Source organism: Frankia sp. CeRuru1 (assembly GCF_977966315.1).
On sequence record NZ_CDWWEW010000027.1, the window covers coordinates 1 to 26,334 of the forward strand.

A 26,334-nucleotide genomic window follows, 5' to 3' on the forward strand; every position below is an offset into this window, starting at 1 on the left:
GGGGGGGCAGGGGGGACAAGGCGAGGACGACTTCGCCGCTCGTGGCCGGCGGGGCCGCTTCCGGGAACGCGGTCGTAACCGCGGTCGCGGTGGGCAGGCCGGCCCGAGCGAGAACGAGCCGGTCCTGCGCGAGGACGACGTCCTGGTCCCCGTCGCCGGCATTCTCGACGTTCTGGACAACTACGCCTTCGTGCGGACCAGCGGGTACCTGACCGGCCCGACCGACGTCTACGTCAGCCTCGCCCAGGTGCGTCGCAATGGGCTGCGCCGCGGTGACGCCATCACCGGTGTCGTCCGCGCCCCGCAGGAGGGCGAGCAGCGCCGGGACAAGTACAACGCGCTGGTCCGGCTCGACACCATCAACGGGATGGAGCCCGAGGAGGCGCGCGGCCGGCCGGAGTTCACCAAGCTGACTCCGCTCTACCCCCAGGAGCGGCTGCGCCTGGAGACCGAGCCCCACATGCTGACCACGCGGGTCATCGACCTCGTGATGCCGATCGGCAAGGGGCAGCGGGCCCTGATCGTCAGCCCGCCCAAGGCGGGTAAGACGATGGTGCTGCAGTCCATCGCGAACGCGATCACGACGAACAACCCGGAAGTCCACCTCATGGTCGTGCTCATCGATGAGCGGCCGGAGGAGGTCACCGACATGCAGCGGTCGGTCAAGGGCGAGGTCATCGCGTCCACCTTCGACCGTCCACCGGCCGATCACACCAATGTTGCCGAGCTGTCCATCGAGCGGGCCAAGCGCCTGGTCGAGCTGGGCCACGACGTCGTCGTGCTGCTCGACTCGATCACCCGATTGGGCCGTGCCTACAACCTGGCAGCCCCGGCCTCCGGTCGTATCCTGTCCGGTGGTGTCGACTCGACGGCGCTCTACCCGCCGAAGCGGTTCCTCGGCGCGGCCCGCAACATCGAGAACGGCGGGTCTCTGACGATCATTGCGACGGCGCTAGTGGAGACCGGTTCGACGATGGACACTGTGATCTTCGAGGAGTTCAAGGGAACCGGCAACGCCGAGCTCAAACTCGATCGCAAGATCGCCGATAAGCGGATCTTCCCCGCGGTGGATGTTGACGCCTCCGGTACCCGCAAGGAGGAGATCCTGCTTGCCCCGGACGAGCTCGCGATTATGCACAAGCTGCGTCGCGTGCTCCACACCAGGGAGACCCAGCAGGCCCTCGAGCTCCTGCTCGACCGGCTCAAGCAGACCAGGACGAACTACGAGTTCCTGATGCAGATCGCCAAGACCGCACCGCCTCAGGATTAGCCTTCCCCCACACGGCGCCTTCGGCGCAGTGTGGGGACCCCTGGCGTTGGGCGCCGTTCGGGGTTTCCGCGCGATCGCCTTCGGCGATCTTGCTGGGGGGTTGTTGGGGGGGAGCCGTTGGCGTCTTCGGCGCAGTGTGGGGACCCCTGGCATCGGCTGGCGGTCGGTGCACCCGGCCTCTGGCAGACTGGCAGCAGACCGGCTCCGGTTCACGTCGTCCACGCGAGACGACGACCCGGCGGCCACTTCGAAAGAGGGATCATGAAGTCTGACGTCCACCCGACCTACCACGAGACGACGGTCACCTGTACCTGCGGGAACACCTTCACCACCCGCAGCACCAAGGAGAACGGCGTCGTCAACGCCGAGGTCTGCTCGCAGTGCCACCCGTTCTATACCGGCAAGCAGAAGATCCTCGATGTCGGCGGCCGGGTCGAGAAGTTCGAGCGCCGGTTCGGTCGGCGGCGCCCCGGCGAGAAGGTCGGCGGCGCGAAGTAGCTCGGCCGCGGCGCCCGTTCGGACTCCGGACGGGCGCCGTTTGCGTCTGGGACGGGCGGTACCCGTCCCACCGACCCCCTCCCGGAACTGTGACGTGTTCCAGGACCATGACGTGCGAAGGAACCACGATGACGTCCCCGCTCGACGGCCTGATCGCCGAGCACGCCGAGATCGAGGGGCAGCTCGCCGACCCGGCGGTGCACAACGACCCCGCGAAGGCGCGCGCCCTGAGCCGTCGCTACGCGCAGCTCGCCCCGGTCGTGGATCTTGCGCGCGAGCTCGACCGGGTGGAGGGGGACCTCGCTGCCGCCCGCGAGCTCGCGGCGCTGGACCCGTCGTTCCGGGACGAGGTCCATGATCTCGGCGGGGAGCTGGCCCGGCTCAACGACCGACTGCGGGCCTACCTCGTCCCGATTGACCCCGACGACGCCCGGGACGCCATCCTCGAGGTCAAGGCCGGCGCCGGTGGCGAAGAATCGGCGCTGTTCGCCGGAGACCTGCTCCGGATGTACCTGCGCTATGCCGAACGGCGCGGCTGGAAGACCGAGATCCTCGACGCCAACCCCTCCGACCTCGGCGGTTATCGTGATGTCAGCGTGGCGGTGAAGGCCCGGGGACCCGCGGGCCCAGGGGACGGCGTCTACGGCCGGCTGCGCTTCGAGGGCGGGGTGCACCGCGTCCAGCGGGTGCCCGTCACCGAGTCCGCCGGACGTATCCACACCTCGGCGGCCGGGGTCCTGGTGCTTCCGGAGGCCGAGGAGGTTGATGTCGAGATCGACCCGAACGACCTGCGCATCGACGTGTTCCGCTCGTCCGGCCCCGGTGGGCAGAGCGTCAACACCACGGACTCCGCGGTCCGGATCACCCATATCCCGACCGGTGTGGTCGTCTCCTGCCAGAACGAGAAGAGCCAGCTACAGAACAAGGAGTCCGCGCTGCGGATCCTGCGGGCCCGCCTGCTCGGGGCGGCCCGGGAGAAGGCCGAGTCGGAGGCGTCGCTGGCGCGTGCCAGCCAGGTCCGCACGGTGGACCGGTCGGAGCGGGTCCGGACCTACAACTTCGCCGAGAACCGGATCAGCGACCATCGGGTCGGCTACAAGGCACACAACCTCGACCAGGTGCTCGACGGGGAGCTCGACGAGGTCCTCGACGCGCTGGCCGCCGCGGACCTCGACGCGCGGCTGGCGGCTCAGGCGTCATGACTGGCCCGTCGGCCGTGCAGGGGCGCTCTCGGGGTACGGAGCAGCCGGGCCGGGGCGCGTCCCCGCATTCGGGCTCCGCGGATCCCCTGAGCCCGGTGCGCCACGCGGCCGACCTGACACCGCTGGGCGCGTGGTTGGCGGCGGCGACCGACCGGTTGCGTGCGGCCGGGGTGGCGAGCCCCCGTGCCGACGCCGAGCAGCTCGCCGCCTTCGTGCTCGCGGTGCCCCGCGGCCGGCTGGCACTGCTCGACGACGTCACGGCGGCAGCGGCGCGGCGGCTGGACGAGCTCGTGGCCAGGCGTGCGCAACGGGTGCCGCTGCAGCACCTGACCGGTGTCGCCGGCTTCCGCCACCTCGAGCTCACCGTCGGCCCCGGGGTCTTCATCCCGAGGCCTGAGACGGAGTCTGTCGTCGAATGGGCGCTCACAGAGCTCACCGGGCCCGCCGGGGCCCGGCAGCCGGGACCGTTGTGCGTCGATCTGTGCGCGGGCTCGGGGGCGATCGCGCTGTCCCTGGCGGCGGAGCTGCCCGGCGCGAGGGTGCACGCCGTGGAGGTCGACCCGGCGGCGGTGGTCTGGCTGCGACGCAACATTGCCGACACCGGTCTTCCCGTGACGGCGCACGCAGCCGACATCGCCGCGGCGCTGCCCGAGCCGCTCACCCGACTCGCCGGGACGGTCGACCTGATCATCAGCAATCCGCCGTACCTCCCCGACTCCGACCGCCACACGGTGGAGCCCGAGGTGGGCGAGCATGATCCGGCCCGCGCCCTGTGGGGAGGGCCCGACGGGCTCGACGTGGTGCGCACGGTTGTCGGGGTGGCGGCGCGGCTCCTGCGGCCAGGCGGTCTACTCGTCATCGAACACGCCGACGGCCACGGGGTGTCGGCGCCCGAGCTGCTTCGCGCCGATGGCCGCTGGTCGCACGTGGCGGATCATCGGGACTTGGCCGGCCGGGACCGGTTCGTCACCGGCCAGCGCGGGGCGTCCCGCGAGCCCCGATCCTGAGGACGAACCCTGATCCTTGAGAAGAGGACGGGCAATGGAACGTTTCGACTGCTCCGACGAACGGGAGCGGGCCCGCGGTCTCGACGCGGCGGTCAGCACCGTCGCCCGGGGTGGGCTGGTTGTGCTCCCCACCGACACGCTCTACGGGCTGGGCGCCGATGCCTTTGACCGGGACGCGGTGGCCTTGCTGCTGGCGGCAAAGGGACGTGGCCGGAACATGCCGGTCCCGGTCCTGGTCGGCTCCTGGCGCACCCTCGACGGGCTGATCGAGCGGATGACTCCCCAGGTCCGGGAGCTGATCACCGCATTCTGGCCGGGCGGGCTGACGCTGGTAGTCCGGCACACCCCGTCGCTGCGCTGGGATCTCGGGGAGGGCCGGGGCACGGTGGCGGTGCGCATGCCGCTGCACCCGGTGGCGATCGAGCTGCTGGGTCGGACCGGGCCGATGGCCGTCTCCAGCGCGAACATCAGCGGCCAGCCTCCGGCGACGACGATCGACGAGGCGCTGCACCAGCTCGGCGGTGCCGCGGGTGTCTATCTCGACGGGGGACCGTGCCCGGCCGCCGTCCCCTCGACCATCGTCGACTGCACCGAGGAGGTGCCCGTTGTACTGCGCAGCGGTGCGATTGATCTCACCGCGCTGCGTGCAGTGTTGCCGCTGGTCCGGGAGCCCGTGAACCGGTGAGCCCGTGAACTGGAGCCGGGCCCGGACGGTCCGGACGGGCCGGCGTGGGGTGGGTCTGACGCCGCTGATCGTCCCGGCGGGAGAGTCCCGTACGATCCTGAACCGGGTCGCGGGGGCGATGGTCACAGCGGGTGGCTTCGGGTAGATCCGGGTGGATGGTGTTCCCGGGCCAGAGGAGCATGGGGTGACCGGGCCGCCCGCGCGGCGGCACCGGTCATCGGTTGCCGGTTGTGGCACGGTTGCCGTTCCAGCGCGGTCGCCGTTCTAGCGCAGGAGGTTAGGAACGTCATGAGCACCCCGTTCTGGGGCCCGGACTTCGACCAGCTGAGCGCGACGGATCCGGAGATCGCGGAGGTGGTCCTCGATGAGCTGGACCGGCTGCGCGGCGGCCTGCAACTCATCGCGAGCGAGAACTTCACGTCCCCGGCGGTGCTGGCGGCGCTGGGTTCGACGTTGTCGAACAAGTACGCCGAAGGGTATCCGGGTCGGCGTTACTACGGCGGTTGCCAGGTGGTCGACCGGGCCGAGGAGATCGGCATCGCCCGGGCGAAGCAGCTCTTCGGCGCGGAGCACGCCAACCTGCAACCGCATTCGGGCTCGTCGGCGAACTTCGCGGTGTATGCGGCGCTACTCACGCCCGGTGACACAGTCCTGGCGATGTCGTTGCCGCATGGCGGTCACCTCACCCACGGCAGCAAAGTGAGCTTCTCCGGTAAGTGGTTCAACGTGGTGGCCTACGGCGTGCGGGAGGACACCGAGCTGATCGACTACGACCAGGTGCGGGAGCTCGCCCGCCAGCACCGGCCCAAGATGATCATCTGTGGGGCGACGGCCTACCCACGTCTGATCGACTTCGCCGCGTTCCGCTCGATCGCCGACGAGGTTGGTTCGTGGCTGATGGTGGACGCGGCGCACTTCATCGGTCTGGTCGCCGGGGGCGCGATCCCGAGCCCCGTTCCCTACGCCGACGTCGTCAGCTTCACCACCCACAAGGTGTTGCGCGGCCCGCGGGGGGGCATGATCCTCGCGCGCGAGGAGTTGGCCTCCCGCATCGACAAGGCCGTGTTTCCGTTCAGCCAGGGTGGCCCGCTGATGCACGCGGTCGCGGCGAAGGCCGTCGCGTTGCGGGAGGCGGCCTCGCCCGCTTATGCGCAGTACGCTCGCCAGGTGGTGGCCAACGCGCAGCGGCTCGCCGACGGGCTCGCTGCCGAGGGCATCCGGCCCGTCGCCGGTGGCACCGACACCCATCTCGCCCTGCTCGACCTGCGGGAACTCGGGGTCAGTGGCAAGGAAGCTGAGGCGCGTTGCGACGCGGCCGGCATCACCCTGAACAAGAACGCCATTCCCTATGACCCGCAGCCGCCCGCGATCTCCTCCGGCATCCGGGTAGGAACCCCGGTGGTCACCACCCAGGGGATGGGCGAGGGGGAGATGAAGGAGATCGCGGGGCTGATCGCCCACGCGGTGCGTGAGCCGGACACCGCCGCCGACGTGGCGGCGGCGGTGTCCGCGCTTGTCGCCCGGCACCCGGCCTATCCGCGGTAGGGGCCGATCCGCGGTAGGGGATCAAGAGGTTCCGCACAGCCGCGTGAGCAGGCGGTAGTAGGCGGCAGCAGGCGTGAGCAGGCGGCAGTAGCCGGATCCGGGTCCGGCAGGCGGGAGATGCCCGACGGTGCGCGAGTACCTGCTCGTCTTCGTGGTCTCGGCGGCGGTGACCTTTCTCGCCACGCCGGTGGCACGCGTCTTCGCCATGCGTATCGGTGCCGTCGCCGGGGTACGTGCCCGCGACGTCCACTCCACCCCGACGCCCCGGCTGGGGGGCCTGGCCATGCTTGCCGGGCTCTACGCCGGGTTCGGGGTGGCGGACCGCCTGCCGTTCCTGTCGGTGGTCTCCCAGGACTGGTCGGAGATCCGGGCGGTGCTCGTCGCCGGCACCTTGATCTGCTTGCTCGGCGTCGCCGACGACCGATGGGAACTGGACTCCCTGACCAAACTGGCCGGGCAGGTCGCCACGGCCGGCATCATGGTGCTCCTTGGTGTCCAATGGACGTTCGCGATCGATCGGGACAGCGAGACGACGCTGAGCCTGGGACCGGAGACCGCGGTCCCGCTGTCCATCCTCGCCGCGGTCGTGCTTATCAACGCGATGAACTTCATCGACGGCCTGGACGGCCTCGCGGCGGGTGTCGCGGCGATCGCCGCCGGCGCGACCTTCTACTTCGCCTATCAGATCGCAGTGATCAACGGCTTCTACCGGGCCTCCCCGGCGGCGCTCCTGGCCGCCGTGACCGCCGGGGTCTGCATCGGGTTCCTGCCGCACAATTTCAATCCGGCCCGGCTGTTCATGGGGGACTCGGGCTCGATGCTCATCGGCCTGCTGTCGGCCGCATCGATGATCTCCGTGACCGGTCAGGTGGCCTACGGGGGTTACGTTGGACCCTCACGGTCGTACCCGTCGCTGATCCCGTTGGCGATACCCCTGGCCGTGCTCGCCGTTCCGTTCCTCGACCTCGGGCTCGCGGTCGTCCGGCGGACGAGGGCGGGGCGCTCGCCGTTCGCGGCGGACAAGATGCATCTCCACCACCGCATGCTGGAAATCGGTAATTCGCACGTGAGGGCGGTTCTCTTCATGTACTTCTGGGCGGCTCTGGTCGGGTTCGGAGGTGTCGCCGCGTCGTTCTCCGACTCCCCGTTGCCGATCTTGGTTGCCACCGTCGGAGTGGGCCTCGCGGCCCTGGTAGCCCTGCTCCTCGGCACCCAGCGTACGGGGCGGCGGGCGTGACCGGCGCCGCGGCGCCGACGTTGCGCGCCGGGCTGTGGACCATGCTCGCGCTGGCCGTGCCGACGCTCGTGATCGCCGGGGCGGCGCGGGGCGGGGCGGGTTTCCTCGGCGCGGCCCTGGGAGTTGGCCTGGTCAGCACCTTCTTCGCGGCGGGCAAGGTGGCACTGGTGGCGATCGGCCGGCGGATCGGCACGACGGCGCTGCTGCCGGTCGCGCTGGGCGTCTACGCGGTGAAGGTCGTGACCTTGGGTGTCGTCCTGGTGGCCCTGGAGGGCACCACCGCCGTGAATCTGCCGTCGTTCGCCTGGTCAATCGTGGCGGGCACGCTGTGCTGGGTCGGCGCCGAAGTGTGGTCGGCGGCCCGGCTGCGGGTGCCGTTCTACGAACCGGGGATTCCGGCCACGGTGCCGAGCGCCGAGGCCGACCCGGACGTGCCGCAGGGGCCGGCGGCCGGGCCGGCGCCGCTCGAGGGGCGGTGACGAGGTGGGTTCCACGCCCGACCAGAGCGCCGACGACCGGTCGGGGGAGAGCTCGACCGGGACCGGCGGTGACGGCTCGCGGGTGCCCGAGGGCCCGGGTCGCAACCTGGGCCGCGCACTTGCGCCGCCCGCCGGCGAGGCCTGGGGCATCGTGGGCACGCTTGTGGCGGGAGCCGGCTTCTGGGGACTGGCCGGTTTTGGCCTTGATCGGCTATTGGGGTTTCAAGTCCTTTTTTTCCCTATTGGACTGATTGTCGGAATTGCGGGAGCACTCTACCTGGTCATTTATCGCTTCGGTGCCCGTTGATGACGGTGTGTAGACGGACGTCAAGTCACTCTAAGTAACAAAATTGCCATCAAATTTACGGACGGTGATCTTCGACAGTTTGTCGAAGATCTCTCGTGTGTAATTGATGCCTCGCGGCGTCCAGGCGGATAGCATCGGCGGTGTCGGGCAGGCGCCCTGGGTGCCGCTCGCCGCTGGTTGTCCCCTTTCGCTTCCGCATGGGACGGGCCCTGACGGGGCCTCGTGGGTGGAGGGTAGGGATCGGGATGCAGGCGGTGGCCGCCTGGCTTTCGCTCCTCTACCCGGAGGGGCCTCACCCGTATAGGGTGAGGCCGACCTGGTCGTAGGTGATTGCGAACTTTGACGTTGTTGAATGATCATGGAGGTGTCGGAAGTGCCGAGCGGTTCGGTGTTCGCGGCGGCCGACGACGGCTTCCACGGGCCGACTTCCGAGGTTTTCAGGCCGAAGAACTGGTTTGAGATCGGTGACCTCTACTTCAACAAGTGGTCGGCGCTCACCCTGTTCGTCGCGATCTTTGTGGGCCTTTTCCTCTGGCTTGGATTCCGTCGGGCCGCGCTGGTCCCGCGGGGGCTCCAGAATTTCTGCGAGTCCATCTACGACTTCGTCGACCAGCAGATCTCCCGAGACGTCATCGGGGAGCGCGGCCGGGTCTTCTCGCCGTACCTGATGATCCTCTTCTGCTTCATCCTGGTCTCGAACGTCATGGCCATCATCCCCGTGGCCCAGTTCCCGACGACCTCGCGTATTGCTCTGCCGATGATTTTGGCTCTGATCAGCTGGGCCATTTTCAATGTGGTCGGAATCCGCGAGCACGGGGCCGGAGCGTATTTCAAGGACATGCTTGTACCAGCACCGGACGCGCCTTTCGGTGTCAAACTGATCTTGGCGCCGATCGAGTTCTTCTCGACCCTCGTCGTGCGGCCGGCCACTCTCGCCATCCGGCTCTTCGCCAACATGTTCGCCGGCCACATGCTGCTGCTGGTGTTCGCGCTCGGGGCCGACTACCTGCTACCGAAGCCGCAGTTCATCTTCGGCATCTTCTCCGGGCTGATGTTCGTCGTCCTGACCGGCTTCGAACTGGTGATCGACCTTTTGCAGGCGTACATCTTCACCATCCTGACGGCCGCCTACATCGGCGGTGCTATCTCGTCGCACGGTGGCGGTGACCACGCCACGGACCATCCACCGGTCCACGGGCACGAACCGAGCTCGGAGACGACTTCGTTTGCCACGCCGGCGCAACCGGCGGTGGCACGGGCCTGACATCTTCCTCTCGACGTACCCGCACCGCGGAGACGGTCCCGGTGCACCGACTTTAGAAGGACGGATTTCACGATGTCTCTTACCGCGTCCACGTTGCTGGCCGCTGAAGACGCCATCAGCGGCAACATCGGGACGGTCGCCTACGGCATCGCCACTCTCGGTCCCGGTATCGGCGTCGGCATCATCTTCGGACTCGGCATCCAGGCGATCGCCCGCCAGCCCGAGGCGGAGCAGGTTGCTTTCCGGTACATGCTTATCGGGTTCGCGCTGGTCGAGGCCTTGGCTCTGATCGGCTTCGTCGTCCCCTTCGTGTTCACCTGATCCGGCACAGGGATATCAGGTGTACTCCTCTGTCATCCTCGCCGCCGAGGAAGTGGGCACGCACGAGGAAAACGTCCTCGTGCCGCCGTTGTCTGAACTGATCGTCGGGCTGCTGGCCTTCGGTGTCCTGGTTGGATTCTTCTTCTGGAAGATCTATCCGCAGATCCGCAAGACCTACGCCGATCGGACCGAACGCGTAGAGGGCGGACTGCGTCGGGCCGAGCAGGCCCAGCGTGAGGCGCAGGCGTTGTTCGAGCAGTACCGTGCCCAGCTCGCCGAGGCGCGTGCCGAGGCGGCCCGTATCCGGGAGGATGCGCACGCCCAGGCGCGGGTAATCATCGACGAACTACGGACCGACGCCCAGCGGGAGGTCGCGGAGTTGCGCGATCGGGCCGAGGCGTCGCTGGCGGCCGAGCGGTCGCAGGTCGTCGCCCAGGTCCGGCGCGAGGTCGGCACGCTCGCGGTCGAGCTCGCCACCAAGATAGTCGGGCATGAGCTGCAGAACGACGCCCGGCAGCGTCAGCTCGTCGACGACTTCATCGCGGGTCTGGAGGCCGGGCCGCGGCCGGCCAGCACCGCGTCCGGGCTGGGAGGCTGACGGTGGAGGGCGCCAGCCGACGCTCGTTGGCAGTGGCCCGTGCCGTTCTCGACCAGGTGACGGCCATCCCGGTGGGCGGCCCGCGACGGGCCGCGCGGGTTCCCGACGCCGACCGGATCGCCGAGGAACTGCGTGCGGTCGCCGCCCTGATCGGGCGGGAAGCGACGGTGCGCCGGGCACTGACCGACCCGGGGGCCCCGGGGCCGTCGCGGGTCGGGCTCGCCCGCCGGCTGCTGGCCGGCCAGGTCAGCGAGCTCACCCTGAAAGTGGTCGACAGCGTGGTGCAGAGCCGCTGGTCGCGGCCGGGGGACCTGCGTCAGGCCCTGGAGGAGCTCAGTGTCGAGGCGCTACTCGCTCAGGCTGACGTCACCAGTGCGCTCGACGAGGTGGAGGACGAGCTTTTCCGCTTCGGCCGTATCCTGGACCAGAACCCACAGCTCGCGCTGGCGCTGACCGACCCGGCGGCGCCGGCCTCGGCGAAGGCCGTGTTGGTGAACCGGCTGTTGGTTGGGCGGGTGCACCCGGTCACTGTCCAGCTGGTTCAGCAGGCGGTGGCCGACCGGGCGCAGGGCGACGTCGCGGGTCGGCTGGAGCACTACAGCCGCATCGCGGCTGCCCGGCGCGGTCGGGTGGTGGCCGTCGTGCGTACCGCGATCCCGTTGGACGCCGGCCAGGTTGAGCGCCTGCGCGACGCGATCAGCGGCTACTTCGGCCGGCAGATCCAGCTGCAGACCGATCTTGACCCAACTGTTCTCGGCGGTGTCGTCGTGCGGGTCGGCGACGAGGTGGTGGACGGCAGCGTTCTCCGCCGGCTCACCACCGCCCGGCGCGGCCTGCTTCGGTAGGAGCGCCGTGACCAGTCCCGACCAGATCCATGCCAGCCATGAAGGACAAAGCGATGACTGAGCTGTCCATTCGGCCGGAGGAGATTCGCGACGCCCTCCGGGAGTACGTCGACTCCTTCCAGGCCACCTCCGGTGAGCGGGAGGAGGTCGGCAGGGTCGTCGTCACCGGTGACGGCATCGCCCGGGTCGAGGGTCTTCCGCACACGATGACCAACGAGCTGCTGGAGTTCCACGGCGGCGTTCTGGGGCTCGCGCTGAACCTCGAGGTCGGTGAGATCGGAACCGTCCTCCTGGGTGACTCCGAGCACATCGAGGAGGGGCAGGAAGTCCGCCGCACCGGCGAGATCCTCTCCGCCCCCGTCGGTGACGGCTTCCTCGGCCGGGTCGTCGACCCGCTCGGGCGGCCGATCGACGGCCTCGGGGAGATCGTGGCCGAGGGCTCCCGGGTGCTGGAACTGCAGGCGCCGACGGTCGTCCAGCGCCAGCCGGTGAAGGAGCCCCTGCAGACCGGCATCAAGGCGATCGACGCGATGACGGCCATCGGTCGCGGTCAGCGTCAGCTGATCATCGGTGACCGGCAGACCGGCAAGACGACGGTGGCCATCGACACGATCATCAACCAGCGGGACAACTGGGCCTCTGGCGACCCATCGAAGCAGGTCAAGTGCGTCTACGTGGCCGTCGGCCAGAAGAAGTCGACGATCCGCGAGGTGGTGAACACCCTCGAGGAGGCCGGCGCGCTGGCCTACACCACGATTGTGGCGGCGCCGGCCGACGAGCCGGCGGGCTTCAAGTACATCGCGCCCTACACCGGCTCGGCGATCGCCCAGCACTGGATGTACAACGGCCAGCACGCGCTCATCGTCTTCGACGACCTGTCCAAGCAGGCGGAGGCATACCGGGCGATCTCGCTGCTGCTGCGCCGCCCGCCGGGCCGGGAGGCCTACCCGGGTGACGTGTTCTACCTGCACTCCCGGCTGCTGGAGCGCTGTGCCAAGCTCTCCGACGAGCTCGGTGGCGGGTCGCTGACCGGACTGCCGATCATCGAGACGAAAGCCAACGACATCTCGGCCTACATCCCGACGAACGTCATCTCGATCACCGACGGGCAGATCTTCCTGGAGTCCGACCTGTTCAACCAGGGTGTCCGCCCGGCCATCAACGTCGGCACCTCGGTATCCCGGGTCGGCGGCAGCGCGCAGGTCAAGGCGATGAAGTCGGTCGCCGGCCGCTTGCGGCTGGACCTTGCCCAGTACCGCGAGCTCGAGGCGTTCTCGGCCTTCGGCTCCGACCTGGACAAGGCTTCGCGGGACCAGCTCGCCCGCGGCGCCCGCCTGGTCGAGCTGCTCAAGCAGCCGCAGGGCCAGCCTTTCCCGGTCGAGCGCCAGGTCGTGTCGATCTGGGCCGGGACCACCGGCAAGCTCGACGACGTGCCGGTGGCGGACATCCGTCGCTTCGAGTCGGAGTTCCTCGACTTCGTCGGCCGGTCCTACCCGCAGGTGTACGACGCGATCGTGACCACCGGCAAGCTCAGCGACGACACGATCGCCGTGCTGGAGCCGGCCATCGCGGAGTTCAAGAACCAGTTCACGTTGTCCGATGGCCAGCCGCTGGTCAACGAGCCGGTGCCGGGCCCGCTCGACCCGGGGCTGGTGCGGCAGGAGTCGATCCCGGTGCACCGACCCGCGGTGCACAAAGACGACGAGGGCTGACCCATGGCGGGCCAGCTTCGTGAGTACCGGCGGCGCATCCGGTCGGTGCAGTCGACGAAGAAGATCACCCGAGCGATGGAGCTGATCGCGGCTTCCCGCATCGCCAAGGCGCGGGCGCGGGTCGCCGCCGCCCGCCCCTACGCCGAGGAGATCACCAGGGTGATCGAGGCGGTCGCGGCGCAGACCACGATCGACCACCCGCTCACCACCGAGCGGCCCGGGGCGACCCGGGCCGCGGTCGTGGTGATCACCAGCGACCGGGGGCTGGCCGGCGGGTACAGCTCGAACGCGCTGCGGCGCACCGGCGAACTCGTCGAGCTGCTGCGTTCGGAGGGCAAGGAGACCGACCTGCACGTCGTCGGCCGCAAGGGGACGGGCTACTACCGCTTCCGAGGTCGTGCGATGAGCGGCGAGTACACCGGCTTCTCCGAGCAGCCGTCGTACGCGGACGCCAAGTCGGTCGCGGACGCGCTCATCGCGGCCTTCATCGACACGAGCGAGAACGGCGGAGTGGACGAGATCCACGTCGTCCACACGGAGTATGTCAGCGCCATCACCCAGACGCCGGTCGCCCGCCGGCTGCTGCCGATGGTGCTCACCGAGACCGACGAACCGCCGCGCGGCGGCCCGCTGCCCCAGTACGAGTTCGAGCCCTCCGCCGAGGGGGTGCTTGACGCGTTGCTGCCCCGCTATGTGGAAAGCCGGCTCTACGCGGCGCTGCTCGAGTCGGCGGCGTCGGAGTCGGCGGCGCGGCAGCGGGCCATGAAGTCAGCCACGGATAACGCCGAGGATCTCATCAAGAGATACACCCGGCAGGCCAACCGGGCCCGGCAGGACGCCATCACCCAGGAGATCTCCGAGATCGTCGGTGGCGCCAACGCCCTGGCCTCGGGAGCCTGACGTGGGCGGGCGGCGCGAGGAGCGGGAGCGATGTCGAGCGATGTCATCGCCGTTCCCGTCTTCACGCCGCCGGACACAATGGGTGACCACAATGGGTGACACCGAGCGGAACCGATGCGGACATCGACAACAGAACGCAGAAGGACGACGCCGAAGGCGGAGCGCGCACGACGCGAACCGCTCCGCCCCAGGTGCCAGCGAACGCGAGCCCGAGGCTGCGGCGACGGGCATTGATGGGAAACTGAGGACGCCATGACCGTCACCACCAGCTCGCCAGCCACGGCGGAGGGCCGGACCCCGGGGATCGGCCGGGTCGCCCGAGTCATCGGACCGGTCGTCGACGTGGAGTTCGCTCCCGACGAGCTTCCCGAGATCTATCAGGCACTCCAGGTCGACCGGACCATCGGCGACGAAACGCTGACGCTGACGCTCGAGGTCGCCCAGCACATCGGTGACAACACCGTGCGGGCCATCTCCATGCAGCAGACCGACGGTCTCGTCCGGGGCGCGCCCGTCCGCGACACCGGCGCGCCGATCTCGGTCCCGGTCGGCGACGCCACCAAGGGCCACGTGTTCAACGTGCTCGGCACGCCGCTCGACGTGAAGCAGATCGAGGCCGAGACGCGCTGGCCGATCCACCGGCCGGCGCCGGCGTTCGACCAGCTCGAGTCGAAGACCGAGATGTTCACCACCGGCATCAAGGTCATCGACCTGCTCGCGCCGTACGTGCGCGGTGGGAAGATCGGCCTGTTCGGCGGTGCCGGCGTCGGCAAGACCGTCATCATCCAGGAGATGATCCGTCGGGTCGCCAAGGAGTTCGGTGGCGTCTCGGTGTTCGCTGGGGTCGGCGAGCGCACCCGTGAGGGCAACGACCTGTTCCTGGAGATGACCGAGGCCGGCGTCATCGAGGACACCGCGCTGGTGTTCGGCCAGATGGACGAGCCGCCGGGTACCCGGCTGCGGGTCGCGCTCGGCGCGCTCACGATGGCCGAGTACTTCCGGGACGTCCAGAAGCAGGACGTGCTGCTGTTCATCGACAACATCTTCCGGTTCACCCAGGCCGGATCCGAGGTCTCCACGCTGCTCGGCCGGATGCCCAGCGCCGTCGGTTACCAGCCGACGCTGGCCGACGAGATGGGTGTGCTCCAGGAGCGCATCACCTCCACCCGGGGCCACTCGATCACTTCGCTGCAGGCCATCTACGTGCCCGCGGACGACCTGACCGACCCGGCGCCGGCGACGACGTTCACCCACCTCGACGCCACCACCGTGCTCGACCGGGCCATCTCCGACCTGGGTATCTACCCGGCGGTGAGCCCGCTCGACTCCAACTCCCGGATCCTGGACGCGCGCTATCTCGGGCAGGAGCACTACGACACGGCCCGTGAGGTGCAGCGGATTCTGCAGCGATACAAGGACCTGCAGGACATCATCGCCATCCTCGGTATCGATGAGCTCTCCGAAGAGGACAAGATCCTCGTCAACCGGGCGCGGCGGATCCAGCGGTTCCTGTCGCAGCCGTTCTTCGTGGCCGAGCAGTTCACCGGCATCCCCGGCAAGTTCGTCCCGCTCGACGAGACGATCGACTCGTTCAAGCGGCTCACCCAGGGCGACTTCGACCACCTGCCGGAGCAGGCGTTCTTCATGTGCGGTGGCATCGAGGACGCGGAGAAGAACGCGGAGAACCTGTAATGCCGATCCGGGTGGCGATTGTCTCGCCCGAGCAGGAGGTGTGGTCCGGCGACGCCGACATGGTCGTCGCCCGGACCACCGACGGTGATCTCGGCGTGCTGCCCGGCCATGTGCCGCTGCTGGGTCTGCTGGCGCCGGGCGGGACGGTCCGGGTCAAGACCGGTGGCCGGGAGATCTCGGCCTCGGTGGACGGCGGCTTCATCTCGGTGACACACCAGGGTGTCAGCATCCTTGCCGAGACCGCGAAGCTGACCTGAGTTTCCTGCGGCCAAGGGCGCGTTCCCCGCATCGGGGGACGCGCCTTTCGCGTCACGTCACAGGTCCGCGACAGGCTCTACCCACCCAACAGGCTCTACCTACCTAACAGGCTCTACCTACCTAACAGAAACTGCAGGGCCTCGGTCATCCGCAGCAGATGATCGGGACCCACGACGCCGAGCCGGCGACCGAAGCGCTGCTGGGACACCGATTTCACGTCCTCGACCTTTGCGTAGCTTGTCTCGCGCAGACCGGTGCCGCCGGGCGCGAGCTCGACGTGGGAGGGCAGCCCGCGGCGGGTCCTGGTGACGGGTACGACGATGGACAGCCCGGCCCGGCTGCGGTTGAGCCGGTCGGCGGACACGACCACCGCCGGACGACACAACCCCTGCTCGTGGCCGATCGGCTCACCGAAGTCGACCAGCCATACCTCGCCGCGGCGAGGTGAGATCACTCCAGGCCGTCCCGCAGCGCCCCCGCCTCGGCGGAGCGCTCGGCACCGAGCTCGTCCCAGGCGAGCGGGTCGGCCGCGAGGCGGTCGTACCCCTCCTCGAAGCCGCGCCAGAACAGCTCGCGCTCGTAGGCCTCGACGGCCTCGTCGATGATCGTCTGCATCTGCTGGCCGGTGGTCGCGGCCATGGCCGCGACCCGTTGCCGCGTCCTGTCACTCACGCGCACCGTGGTACTCATGATCGCCAGTCTACAATTTGGTTGACTGACTTGTCGACCCTCGGGTATTGAGCGGGTCTCAGGCGTGCGCCCCGGGGCGCCAGAGCACGTCCCCCTCAGGGTTCGCCACCCGGGCGAGGATGAACAGCAGATCCGACAGTCGGTTGAGATAGCGGGCCGGCAGCGGGCCGGTGCGGTCCGGCTCGGCCTCGAGGAGGGCCCAGATGGACCGTTCCGCCCGGCGGGCGACCGTGCGGGCGACATGCAGCAGCGCCGCCCCGGGAGTCCCTCCCGGAAGAATGAAGGAGGCCAGCTTCGGCAGGCCGGCGTTGAAACGGTCGCACGCCTCCTCGAGCCGTTCCACGTAGGCCTCGGTGATCCGCAGGGGTGGGTAGGCCGGCGCCGGGTCGACCGGGGTGCACAGATCCGCGCCGACGTCGAAGAGGTCGTTCTGGATCTGGCCGAGCACCGCCCGCAGCTCGTCGGGAAGCCCGCCGAGGGCGAGTGCCACGCCGATCGCGGCGTTCGCCTCATCTACGTCGGCATAGGCAGCCAGCCGCGGATCGGTCTTCGCCACCCGCGACATGTCGCCCAGCGCCGTCGTACCGTCATCCCCGGTGCGGGTGTAGATCCGAGTCAGGTGCACTGCCATGGGGACCACTCTAGGCAGTCGTTGACCGCGCGGCCCGGGTTGTCAGATCCGGGCGTAGAGCGCGGTCGCGTCGTCGCTCATCCCGAACCGGGGGAACCGCGAGCAGTCCGGATCGGCCCGTTCCGCCGCCCGCAGCCGTTCCAACAGTATGGCCTGTTCGCCGCGGGCGAGCACGTCGACAAGGGCCGCGTCGTCGGCGACCAGGCTGAAGGGACGGACGGCCCGGGCGTAGCCGTCGGACAGCGCCACCAGCTCCGTGCCGGGTTCCACCGGCATGGTGGTGACGAACGCGTGGTCGGCGGCAGCGGTGACGTCACCGAGGATCCAGGACCCGGCCGCGGTGTTGCGCTGCCGGCGGTGTTCGCGGGTCATCGTGTGTGCCCGTCCGTAGGCCTGCGTGACATCGATGCCGCGTTCCAGCTCGGCGCGGACCGGTTCGAGCAGCGCCTCTTCGACCCGATCGAACTGGGGATCGGTGAAACCGACCACCTCCCCGCCGGGATAACGGAGCAGAACCGGGCTGTCCCCGAGGAGGTACAGGTCGAGTAGCGGGCCCCGTTGCCGGGCGAGGGCGATCGTGGCGGTCGGGAACCGACCCGCGGCGAGCCCCAGGCGCCGTCCCTCGGCGCGGACGTGTGCGATCAGCTCCCGCGCCACCTCGGGCAGGGATCTATCCCGCCAGGGGACCGTGGCGAGGAAGGCGTCGGCCGCGCCGCTCAGCCAGGCCGCCGAGGACCGGCCGCTGATCGTCGGATCGTCGTACAGCGGCGTCGCTCCGTCGATCACCCACAGGCCATCGGCGCGGGAACCGGCGGCGTCCTCGTTGTGGAGCTTGTCCGACCGGCTGATGGACTGCAGTACACGCACCCGTCGGCCCCCACCGTGGTCATGAGAGCTCTGTGGTCATGAGAACTCCGTCATGAGAAACCCCGCCACCACGAGTATCATCCCGACGACCGCCGTGACGACCCGACGCCGGGCCGGTTCGGTCCCCACGAGCAGGACGTGAAAGCCCCAGAAGACGAGCAACGTCACGCCGCCAGCGAGCGTGAGAAGGCCGGCGGCCGGTCGGGCCGGCTGCCCCGCGGCGATGTTCGCGGCGGTGGTGATGAAGGCGATCACTGCCGCGAGTAACCCCATGATCTCCAGGACCTGACTCCGGATCTGCTGCAGCTCGCGGGAAGCCTCCTCTTGGCGTGCGCCCAGCCGCTCACCCTCCTGCGCGTATTGGATCCTGGACCGGATGAGCTGGTAGTCGCCGATGCGAAGCGCGTATTCGGCGCCCGTACTGTCCTCGTCTTCGATCGCGCGGGCGATGCTGGCCCGCACGGACGCGAACGCCCCTCGCAGGGTCGCGATGCGCGCGTGGGTGGCATGATAGCGCGCATAATGCCCGTCGCTGAGCGCGATGGCCTGCCGGACGTGCCGCTCAGCGTCGAGCAGTAGGCGTGGATCGTTGTCGGGGTCCCGTTCGTGGCGGTCCGCGATAATTTCGGCGGCGAGATGCAGCACGCCAGGCACGCCGCCGAGCCGGTCCACCGCCTCGAGCGCGAACGTGAGCGCCGCGTCGAGATTCGCCGGATCGCCGTCGAGCGAGGCATAATACTCGGCCTGCATGAAGAAGAACATCGGATGCCGACCGAACCAGGCCTGGTATCGATCGGTGTTGGCCCGATGGCGGCGATGGTCCTTTCGGCGCCAGGCCCGAGCCTGCGGGCAGTAGAACGCGTTGAAGCGCGTCTGCTCCGCTAGATTGGGGTTCTCGACTGCCGCGGTGCGGGCCTCGTCGGTCGCGTCGGGCCCGATCAACAACGCCCGCGCGGCCGAGCCGAACCCCGGGTCGGTCTCTGGGGGCAGTTCCGCCAGCCGCTGAGAAAGGCCGCCGTTCACCTGGACTTCCGCGTGGCAATTGGTACGTTTCGCACATGCATTCGGTGAGCGTAGCCGGAGTGACACTCAACGAAAACGGGTTGATTCTGTGCATCCGCCGCCGGGACACCGACGCCTGGCAGATCCCGGGTGGGGTGCTCGAGCGCGGCGAGACCCTGCACGCCGGGCTGCGCCGTGAGGTCGAGGAGGAGACGGGTGCGGTCGTCGAACCCGTCCGCCTGACCGGGGTGTACCTCAACATGCCCCTAGGCGTGGTTGCCATGGTGTTTCCCTGCCACCATCCGACCAGCGTCATCGCTTCCGACACCGCGGAGGCGACGGAGGTCGGCTGGTTGTCGATCGACGAGGTCCGTATGCGGTTCGTGCCGGCTTTCGCGATCCGGGTGGCCGACGCGGTGGCTGGACGGCTCGAGCCGTTTATCCGCACCCACGACGGGGTGTCAGTCCTCCCGTCCGACGCAGCGGAATGAGGCGATCGCGCAGGGTTGCGCCGGTCGGTCCGGCGGGTGGCGGTGAAGATCTTCAGGCCAGGACCTAGCATCGAGGTTCGTGGAGCGCTTCGTTGTGACAGGCGGTACCCGGCTGGCCGGCGAGGTCGCCGTCCCGGGCGCGAAGAACTCGGTGTTGAAGCTGATGGCCGCGAGCCTGCTGGCCGCGGGCCGGACGATGCTGTCCGCCGTTCCCGACATCTTGGACGTGTCGGTGATGTCCAAGGTACTGGCGGGGCTCGGTGCGACCGTCGAGCGGGACGCCGCCGGCGGGCGGCTGAGCATTGAGGTTCCCCAGGCTCCGGGCATCGCGGCCGATGGTGAACTGGTGCGGCAGATCAGGGCGTCGGTGGCGGTGCTCGGTCCGCTGGTCGCCCGCCGTGGGGAGGCGCGGGTCGCCCTGCCCGGTGGAGACGCGATCGGATCGCGCGCGCTCGACATTCATGTCAACGGCCTGACCAAACTCGGTGCGCTGGTCGACGTCGAGTCCGGAGTCCTCGTCGCGCGCTGCTCCGGCCGGCTGCAGGGAGCCTCGATCTGGCTCGACTTCCCCAGCGTGGGCGCCACCGAGAACCTGTTGATGGCCGGGGTTCTCGCCAAGGGGACGACGGTGATCGACAATGCCGCCCAGGAACCCGAGATCGCCGACCTGTGCGCGATGCTGACGGCGATGGGCGGGCGCATCGACGGCGCGGGATCGTCGACACTGATCATCGACGGGGTCGACCACCTCACCCCGGTGGAACACCGGACGGTGCCGGACCGCATCGTTGCCGGCACGTACGCCATCGGCGCCCTGATGACCGGCGGCGACGTGCTGATCCGGCACGGTCAGGCCGCTCATCTCGGCATCGTCCTGGAGAAGTTGGTGCAGGCCGGTGCCGAGGTCGACGTCCGGGACGACGGATTCCGGGTCGTCGGACGGGGACGACCCCGGTCGATCGACGTGGTGACGCTGCCGTACCCCGGCTTTCCGACCGATCTGCTGCCGCAGATCATCGCGTTGGAGTCGGTCAGCCGGGGTACCTCCCTGATCACCGAGAACGTCTTCGACAGCCGGTTCGTCTTCTGCCGCGAGCTGCACAAACTCGGCGCCGACCTGCGTACGGACGGCCACCACGTCATCGTCCGGCCGACCGCGCGGCTGTCCGGCACCCGGGTGACGGCCTCCGACGTGCGGGCCGGCGCGGGTCTCGTGCTCGCCGGCCTGGTTGCGGACGGCGTCACCGAGGTAGGCGACGTCCACCACATCGACCGGGGATACGCCCGGTTTGTCGAGAACATGACGGACCTCGGCGCCAACATCCGCCGGGTCTCCGACCGCGCTGTAGCCTGATTTCACCAGTCTCGGCCTGATCCCGCTGGCGTCGGCCTGATCCCACCGGCCTCGTGATCCGCCGGCCCGGCCGGCGGGGTCAGGTGGGCGACTGGCGCGAGCCGAGCAGGTTCACGAGGGCACGGGCGGCTCGGTTCGCGTCCGTGCCGAACACGAGTACGTGGCGGCGGTCCCGCGGCCGGGCGATGATATTCCCGGCGGCGTCGATGCGGATCGGACCGGCCGGTGCCGTGGCCCAGGTCGAGCGGATACCCCGCGCCCACAGCGCCGCGCGGAGCCGAGTGATCTCGGCGGGGGTGTCCACGGTGACCACCGGGACGAGCAGACCGAAGTCGTGGCCGGGGACGGAACCGGCCGGCCGCGGCCGTGCCGGAGCATGAGCCCAGCGCCCGATCGCCATCAGCAGGCCGACGGCCAGCAGCGCGATCAGTGGCTCGAGGAGAAACGCCCCGGCCGTTCCGGTCATCCCGCACCTCCGATCGTGCCGCTCTTCGACGCCACCTTGCATCGTCCCAGACATCCTCGCGGCGGACATGGATTCGGGCCTCGACACCTCCACGGAATCCGACAGAGGAAACATCGCCCGCCGACTGCTGCCACCATCGAGGTAACCGGCCCGACCTCCCTGTGGCCGAACGGCGACAGTCCGATGAAGACGAGGGGGTATGTCGCGGTCCGCCCTGGGCGAGCCGCACCTGAGTGCTACCCGCGATCGGCGCGGATAGCTGGTAGCAACGGCGTCACGACAGAGGGGGCGTCGGACGGCCGGGACGGGAGATCACATGAACATCGGCGTGAACGTGGTGAGTCTGGAGTGCTCCGGGGACACGCGGGCCGGCTGCGCGCAGACGGCCCGCGTGGTTGGCCGGGTGGATGTGCGGACGGTGGGGACACTACGCTCCCTGCTGCACGCGGCGATCGACAATGGGAGCGGGCCGCTGCGCGTCGACGTCGCGGGCCTGGAACTCGGCGATCATGCCGCGCTGGGGGTGCTGCTCGGCGGCGCTCGCCGAGCCCGTGCCGCGGGCCGTTCGATGGTGCTGGTCGATGTGCCGAGCTCGCTTGAACGCCTGCTCGTGGCGGACCGGCTGGGTGGGTTGCTGCGGTTCGAGGAGGCCGCCGACCTGGTCCACGTCGGCCACGCCTGAGCGGGCTGCCCGGGCGGCTCATCCGTTCGACCGCCCGCCAGGCTCGTCAGGAAGGGCTCCGTCCCGATTGGGACGGCACCCGGAGCGGAACGAACCAGGGTGGCTGCGCACCGTCATCTCAGGCGCGCCCGTGCGCCGGGCGGACACGCGATGCGGCATGCTTGCCGGGTACCTGCTGATCGGGTACTGCTTTCGGGTGACGGGCCCGGCTCTTGGCAGGGTGTGATGCCGGACGGAGGCGTGCAGGACGTGGAGGTGCCCGCGCGGGTGAATGCCGTTGGCGATCGGAGTGCGCGATCCGCCGGGCTGGCCGGGCTGGCCGGGGTGCGCGAGTACCGGTCGGTCCTGGTCCCGGTGGCGTTCGTGGTCGCGGTCCTGCTCGGCGTGGCCATCGGCTACGTGACCGCGGACCGGCAGTCCGCCACCGTGCATGCGCCTCAGACCGCCACCTCGCCCGCCCCGGAGCTGACCCCCGCGTTGCGGACCGCCCCGTGGGAGGGTGCGCGCCGACCAGGCACGGCCCATCAGATGCGGGTCCTCGACGAGCCTGATCCGGATGCCCTGCGGCTCGCGCTGTCGTGGACGGTCGCCGACTCCATCAAGGCGGCCGGGGGCGCTTCCACCATCTCCGCCCGGCAGGTGACGATCGTGAACGGGATGTACTTCGGCGCCGTCGAGGGCGTTGACGCGGCGCACGACGAGTACTGGGCGATTGGTCGCATCGAGGTCCAGGGGCCGGCCACGCCGCCGGTCGACCCGCACGTGTGGCGGCGGACCGGCGCTGGGCCCTGGACGATTGTCCGCAACGGCCCGCGGGCCTGTGACGTGCTTCCGCGCGCTCTGATCACCCTGTGGAAGGTCTCCCCGCCGCCCTGCACCGGGTGACCTGCACCGCCATGGTCTCCGGGGCACCCTCGACAGTCCGGGGCACCCTCGACGTCGTACGGTCGCTCTGTGCCCTCGACCAGGATTGACGCCGCGCGGCCCGGTCACAGTGAGGCGGACGGTCCGTACCTCTGATCGTCAGGCGATCGTCAGGCGATCGCCGGGTGCGCGGCGGTCCCACCGCCGCCGGGCGCCGGAAACGGCCGCGATAGCGTGACGTCATGCGGCTCGTCATCGCTCGCTGCAGCGTGGACTACGTCGGTCGGCTCACCGCACATCTGCCGAGCGCCGTCCGGTTGGTACTCGTCAAGGCGGACGGATCCGTCTCGATCCATGCCGACGGGCGGGCGTACAAGCCGCTCAACTGGATGAGCCCCCCGTGCGTCATCGCCGAGGCGGACGGGGTCTGGCGGGTCACCAACCGCGCGGCCGAGCAGCTCGTCATCACCCTCGAACAGGTGCTGCACGATTCCACGCACGACCTCGGCGTCGACCCCGGTCTGCGCAAGGACGGGGTGGAGGCGCATCTGCAGGTGCTGCTCGCCGACCGGCCCGACGCGATCGCGCCCGGACTCACCCTGGTGCGCCGCGAGTACGAGACCGGCATCGGGCCGGTCGACCTGCTGTGCCGCGGCGCGGACGGCTCAACGGTCGCCGTCGAGATCAAACGCAGGGGTGAGATCGACGGGGTGGAGCAGCTGACCCGGTACCTTGTCCGCCTGGAGGCCGACCCGGCGTTGCCGCATCCCGTGCGCGGCATTCTCGCGGCGCAGTCCATCACCCCGCAGGCGCGGCTGCTAGCGGCCGACCGGGGGCTGGGCTGCGCCATCGTCGACTATGACGAGCTGCGGGGCCTCGAACCGTCCATTCCGACGCTTTTCTGAAAGCGCTTCCGCCGAACCCGCCCGGTCCGCCGAACCTGCAACGGCCGCCCGCCAGCCCGGCAGCCCGGCCGGCGTCCCCGGCCGGCGGCCGGTCCGTTCCCGCAGTGCGATCATGGGCCGGCGTCTCGAGAATATGGGAGGATCGCGGCGTTCGCCGTCTGACACCGCCCGGCCCGCGACGCCTACCTGTCGCCTGGGGCCCGTGTGCCGAAGTAGATGTGCCGAAGTAGAGGAGCCTGGGCATGATTGAGAGGCCCGCATCGGGAACCGGGCCGGCCGCGAACCCGGAGAAAAAGCCGGAGAACAGCCGGGACGACGCTGTGAGACACCGCCGGGTCGGGGTGGTGGGGCTCGGCACCATGGGCGCGGGCATCGCCGAGGTGCTGGCGAAGGCCGGTCTGGAGGTCGTCGGCATCGCGCGTGACGCCGACGCGCTCGCCCGCAGCAGGGCCCGGGTCGAGCACTCCCTCGACCGCGCGGGCCGCCACGGCAAGATCGACGACGCGACCAGGGAGGCCGTACTGGCCCGCCTGCGTCTCGGCACCGAGCTCGCGGCGGTCGCCGACTGCGAGCTGGTGATCGAGGCGATCGACGAGCGGATGAGCGCCAAACAGGCGCTTTTCGCCCGACTCGACGAGATCTGCCCCCCGACCACCGTCTTCCTGACGAACACCAGCTCCCTGTCGGTGACGGAACTCGCGGCGGGCACCGCCCGCCCGGAACGGGTGCTCGGCACCCACTGGTTCAATCCGGCGCCGGTGATGCGCCTGGTGGAGGTCGTGCGCACGGTCGTCACCGACCCGACCGTGCTGGCCGGGGTCATCGGCCTGGTCAACGACGTGGGGAAGACCGCGGTCGTCGCGGAGGACCGGGCGGGCTTCATCGTCAATGCGCTGCTGTTCGGGTATCTCAACAACGCCGTGCGCATGCTCGAGGCCCGGTACGCGGCCCGGGAGGACATCGACGCGGCCATGCGGCTCGGGTGCGGGCATCCGATGGGCCCGCTCGCCCTGCTCGATCTGATCGGTCTGGACGCCGCCCACGAGATCCTCAACTCGATGTACCAGCAGTCCCGTGACCACCTGCACGCTCCGGCACCGCTGCTGAGCCAGCTCGTGCGCGCGGGCCTGCTGGGCCGCAAGACCGGTCGTGGTTTCTACACCTACGCGGCACCGGACTCCTCCGAGGTGGTCGACGCGGTCGATCCGCTCGCCGACCGCCCGAGGCGGGGCCGCCCGGTGCGCTCGGTCGGCGTCGTGGGGAGCGGCACGATGGCGGGCGGCATCGCGGAGGTGCTGGCCCGGTCCGGGCACGACGTCCTCCTGCGGGCCCGGAGCGAGCGCACCCTCGCCGCCACCCTCGTGAAGATCGAGTCGTCGTTGTCGGCGTCGGTGGCCAGGGGGCGGCTGTCCGACGCCGACCGGCTGGCGGCCCTGGCTCGGGTGCGCGGCACGACCGATCTGGGTGAGCTCGGCCGCTGCGACCTGCTGCTCGAGGCGGTGGTGGAGGACTTGGCGGTGAAGCGGGAGCTGTTCGCCGACCTGGACAAGATCGCGGCGCCCGGCGCCGTGCTGGCGACTACCACGTCCTCGTTGCCGGTCATCGAATGCGCCACGGCCACCAGCCGGCCGCAGGACGTCATCGGTATGCACTGGTTCAACCCGGCCCCGGCGATGAAGCTGATCGAGGTGGTGCCCACGGTGCTCACCGGCGACGACGTGACAGCCACGGTCCTGGCGCTGTCCCGAGCGGCCGGGCGGCATCCGGTGCTCTGCGCCGACCGGGCGGGGTTCATCGTCAACGCGCTGCTGTTCCCCTATCTCAACGACGCGGTGAAGATGCTCCAGGCGCACTACGCGACGATCGAGGACGTCGACACGGCGATGACGGTCGGTTGCGGCCATCCGCTGGGCCCCTTCGCGCTCGCCGACGTGGTCGGCCTCGACGTCACGCTCGCGATCACGCGCTCGTTGTACGCGCAGTTCCGCGAGCCCGGCTACGCCCCGGCACCCCTGCTCGAACAGCTGGTTCGGGCCGGGTTCCTGGGACGCAAGACCGGCCGGGGGTTCCTCGACCACCCGCCGCGCTGAGCCCACCCGCCGCGCTGAGCACAAGATCGCTTCTGTCCACGCGGACTAAGATGTCGACGGTCGGCGGGAAATCCCGATTCGCGCGGGAGGAGGCTGGAGCGGCGATGGTCGTGCTCGACAGGGACGCCATGCGAGCGTTCGGTCGGGAGGTCACGATGTTCCTTCCCGATCTGGTCCAGCTGCTGCGGCGGGTCGTCGCCGATCCGCGGGTCCCGCAGTCCGCGAAGGTGGAGGCCGCCGCGGCGCTCGCGTACCTCGTGTCGCCGAAGAACCGGCTGACCAACGCGATTCCGGTGGTGGGTCAGCTCGACGACGTCGCGGTCATCGCGTTCGCCTTCCGGCGGCTGGCTGTCGGAGCCGGGGAGCCGATCCTGCGTGAGCACTGGCGTGGCAGCGATCGCGGCTTCCAGCTGCTCATCAGTGCGTCGTCCGCCCTGGCGAGTCCGGCGGGGGCCGTGCGCAAGGCCAAGCT

30 protein-coding genes are annotated in these 26,334 nt (G+C 69.7%); 24 read left to right on the forward strand and 6 right to left on the reverse strand.

The features are described 5' to 3' along the window. From rho to AC08OP_RS03800, 17 genes are all read left to right on the forward strand, one after another. Positions 1-1,270 (forward strand): transcription termination factor Rho (rho, locus tag AC08OP_RS03720; protein ID WP_476612909.1); only part of this gene is annotated, 1,270 nt, incomplete at its 5' end. 261 nt (positions 1,271-1,531) lie between these two features. Next, on the forward strand, positions 1,532-1,768 hold the full coding sequence (gene rpmE / locus AC08OP_RS03725) for a 50S ribosomal protein L31 (protein ID WP_476591837.1): 237 nt from the start codon (positions 1,532-1,534) through the stop codon (positions 1,766-1,768). 128 nt (positions 1,769-1,896) lie between these two features. After that, on the forward strand, positions 1,897-2,970 hold the full coding sequence (gene prfA, locus AC08OP_RS03730) for a peptide chain release factor 1 (protein ID WP_462186542.1): 1,074 nt from the start codon (positions 1,897-1,899) through the stop codon (positions 2,968-2,970). Then, the gene (prmC, locus tag AC08OP_RS03735) at positions 2,967-3,977 is read left to right on the forward strand and encodes a peptide chain release factor N(5)-glutamine methyltransferase (RefSeq protein WP_476612910.1); all 1,011 of its coding nucleotides are present in this window, start codon (positions 2,967-2,969) and stop codon (positions 3,975-3,977) included. Before prfA ends, prmC begins: the two co-directional genes overlap by 4 nt. A 34-nt stretch (positions 3,978-4,011) precedes the next feature. Continuing rightward, on the forward strand, positions 4,012-4,662 hold the full coding sequence (locus AC08OP_RS03740) for an L-threonylcarbamoyladenylate synthase (RefSeq protein ID WP_476612911.1): 651 nt from the start codon (positions 4,012-4,014) through the stop codon (positions 4,660-4,662). Between the two features lie 288 nt (positions 4,663-4,950). Next, positions 4,951-6,207, forward strand: a complete 1,257-nt coding sequence (locus tag AC08OP_RS03745; RefSeq protein WP_462202700.1) for a serine hydroxymethyltransferase — start codon at positions 4,951-4,953, stop codon at positions 6,205-6,207. 127 nt (positions 6,208-6,334) lie between these two features. After that, positions 6,335-7,444 carry an MraY family glycosyltransferase gene (locus AC08OP_RS03750; protein WP_476612912.1) on the forward strand — a complete coding sequence of 370 codons (1,110 nt, stop codon included), beginning with the start codon at positions 6,335-6,337 and terminating at the stop codon, positions 7,442-7,444. Next, positions 7,441-7,923 (forward strand): hypothetical protein, encoded by a 483-nt coding sequence (locus AC08OP_RS03755; RefSeq protein WP_476612913.1) that lies wholly within the window; start codon positions 7,441-7,443, stop codon positions 7,921-7,923. Before AC08OP_RS03750 ends, AC08OP_RS03755 begins: the two co-directional genes overlap by 4 nt. 4 nt (positions 7,924-7,927) lie before the next feature. Further along, entirely contained in the window at positions 7,928-8,230 is a 303-nt protein-coding gene (locus tag AC08OP_RS03760) for an AtpZ/AtpI family protein (RefSeq protein ID WP_476612914.1), read from the forward strand. A gap of 358 nt (positions 8,231-8,588) precedes the next feature. Then, the gene (gene atpB, locus AC08OP_RS03765) at positions 8,589-9,494 is read left to right on the forward strand and encodes a F0F1 ATP synthase subunit A (protein WP_476612915.1); all 906 of its coding nucleotides are present in this window, start codon (positions 8,589-8,591) and stop codon (positions 9,492-9,494) included. A gap of 72 nt (positions 9,495-9,566) precedes the next feature. Continuing rightward, complete coding sequence (locus tag AC08OP_RS03770; protein ID WP_462186548.1) at positions 9,567-9,815, forward strand: ATP synthase subunit c family protein; 249 nt, start codon at positions 9,567-9,569, stop codon at positions 9,813-9,815. Between the two features lie 19 nt (positions 9,816-9,834). Continuing rightward, complete coding sequence (locus AC08OP_RS03775; protein WP_462186549.1) at positions 9,835-10,413, forward strand: F0F1 ATP synthase subunit B; 579 nt, start codon at positions 9,835-9,837, stop codon at positions 10,411-10,413. 2 nt (positions 10,414-10,415) lie between these two features. Then, positions 10,416-11,258 carry a F0F1 ATP synthase subunit delta gene (locus tag AC08OP_RS03780; protein WP_476612916.1) on the forward strand — a complete coding sequence of 281 codons (843 nt, stop codon included), beginning with the start codon at positions 10,416-10,418 and terminating at the stop codon, positions 11,256-11,258. Between the two features lie 53 nt (positions 11,259-11,311). Beyond that, positions 11,312-12,970 carry a F0F1 ATP synthase subunit alpha gene (gene atpA, locus AC08OP_RS03785; protein ID WP_476612917.1) on the forward strand — a complete coding sequence of 553 codons (1,659 nt, stop codon included), beginning with the start codon at positions 11,312-11,314 and terminating at the stop codon, positions 12,968-12,970. A gap of 3 nt (positions 12,971-12,973) precedes the next feature. Continuing rightward, a complete protein-coding gene (locus AC08OP_RS03790) occupies positions 12,974-13,870 on the forward strand; it encodes a F0F1 ATP synthase subunit gamma (RefSeq protein WP_476591847.1) in 897 nt (298 codons plus the stop codon). Positions 13,871-14,122: 252 nt separating this feature from the next. Further along, on the forward strand, positions 14,123-15,562 hold the full coding sequence (gene atpD, locus AC08OP_RS03795) for a F0F1 ATP synthase subunit beta (RefSeq protein WP_476612918.1): 1,440 nt from the start codon (positions 14,123-14,125) through the stop codon (positions 15,560-15,562). Beyond that, the gene (locus AC08OP_RS03800) at positions 15,562-15,819 is read left to right on the forward strand and encodes a F0F1 ATP synthase subunit epsilon (protein WP_011438082.1); all 258 of its coding nucleotides are present in this window, start codon (positions 15,562-15,564) and stop codon (positions 15,817-15,819) included. The genes atpD and AC08OP_RS03800 overlap by 1 nt, the downstream gene beginning before the upstream one ends. A 113-nt stretch (positions 15,820-15,932) precedes the next feature. Here AC08OP_RS03800 and AC08OP_RS03805 read toward each other — a convergent pair whose 3' ends face one another. From AC08OP_RS03805 to AC08OP_RS03825, 5 genes are read right to left on the reverse strand one after another with little or no spacing between them, the layout of a single operon-like run. Next, entirely contained in the window at positions 15,933-16,274 is a 342-nt protein-coding gene (locus AC08OP_RS03805; protein WP_476612919.1) for a type II toxin-antitoxin system PemK/MazF family toxin, read from the reverse strand. Further along, positions 16,271-16,510, reverse strand: coding sequence for a hypothetical protein (locus tag AC08OP_RS03810; protein WP_462202706.1), 240 nt, complete (start codon positions 16,508-16,510; stop codon positions 16,271-16,273). Before AC08OP_RS03810 ends, AC08OP_RS03805 begins: the two co-directional genes overlap by 4 nt. A gap of 58 nt (positions 16,511-16,568) precedes the next feature. Continuing rightward, positions 16,569-17,141, reverse strand: a complete 573-nt coding sequence (locus AC08OP_RS03815) for a cob(I)yrinic acid a,c-diamide adenosyltransferase (RefSeq protein ID WP_476612920.1) — start codon at positions 17,139-17,141, stop codon at positions 16,569-16,571. 42 nt (positions 17,142-17,183) lie between these two features. Beyond that, complete coding sequence (locus AC08OP_RS03820; RefSeq protein ID WP_476612921.1) at positions 17,184-18,008, reverse strand: protein phosphatase 2C domain-containing protein; 825 nt, start codon at positions 18,006-18,008, stop codon at positions 17,184-17,186. Positions 18,009-18,044: 36 nt separating this feature from the next. Further along, positions 18,045-19,031 (reverse strand): hypothetical protein, encoded by a 987-nt coding sequence (locus tag AC08OP_RS03825; RefSeq protein ID WP_476612922.1) that lies wholly within the window; start codon positions 19,029-19,031, stop codon positions 18,045-18,047. A 35-nt stretch (positions 19,032-19,066) separates the two neighbouring features. On the opposite strand from AC08OP_RS03825, the gene AC08OP_RS03830 reads away from it, so the two are divergent. Then, complete coding sequence (locus AC08OP_RS03830; protein ID WP_476612923.1) at positions 19,067-19,501, forward strand: NUDIX hydrolase; 435 nt, start codon at positions 19,067-19,069, stop codon at positions 19,499-19,501. A 94-nt stretch (positions 19,502-19,595) separates the two neighbouring features. After that, a complete protein-coding gene (murA, locus tag AC08OP_RS03835; protein WP_476612924.1) occupies positions 19,596-20,855 on the forward strand; it encodes a UDP-N-acetylglucosamine 1-carboxyvinyltransferase in 1,260 nt (419 codons plus the stop codon). Between the two features lie 79 nt (positions 20,856-20,934). Here the strand turns inward: murA and AC08OP_RS03840 are convergent, their stop codons facing one another. Beyond that, on the reverse strand, positions 20,935-21,321 hold the full coding sequence (locus tag AC08OP_RS03840; RefSeq protein ID WP_476612925.1) for a hypothetical protein: 387 nt from the start codon (positions 21,319-21,321) through the stop codon (positions 20,935-20,937). Between the two features lie 316 nt (positions 21,322-21,637). On the opposite strand from AC08OP_RS03840, the gene AC08OP_RS03845 reads away from it, so the two are divergent. The 5 genes from AC08OP_RS03845 to AC08OP_RS03865 all read left to right on the forward strand — a co-directional run. Further along, on the forward strand, positions 21,638-22,003 hold the full coding sequence (locus tag AC08OP_RS03845) for an STAS domain-containing protein (RefSeq protein ID WP_476591854.1): 366 nt from the start codon (positions 21,638-21,640) through the stop codon (positions 22,001-22,003). Between the two features lie 240 nt (positions 22,004-22,243). Next, positions 22,244-22,888: a hypothetical protein gene (locus AC08OP_RS03850; protein WP_476599375.1), complete on the forward strand. Its 645-nt coding sequence runs from the start codon at positions 22,244-22,246 to the stop codon at positions 22,886-22,888. A 221-nt stretch (positions 22,889-23,109) separates the two neighbouring features. Next, on the forward strand, positions 23,110-23,772 hold the full coding sequence (gene nucS, locus AC08OP_RS03855; protein WP_462186814.1) for an endonuclease NucS: 663 nt from the start codon (positions 23,110-23,112) through the stop codon (positions 23,770-23,772). A 242-nt stretch (positions 23,773-24,014) separates the two neighbouring features. Continuing rightward, positions 24,015-25,862, forward strand: coding sequence for a 3-hydroxyacyl-CoA dehydrogenase family protein (locus AC08OP_RS03860; protein ID WP_476612926.1), 1,848 nt, complete (start codon positions 24,015-24,017; stop codon positions 25,860-25,862). Between the two features lie 104 nt (positions 25,863-25,966). Continuing rightward, the coding region (locus tag AC08OP_RS03865) for a YkvA family protein (protein WP_476612927.1) at positions 25,967-26,334 on the forward strand (368 nt) is incomplete at its 3' end.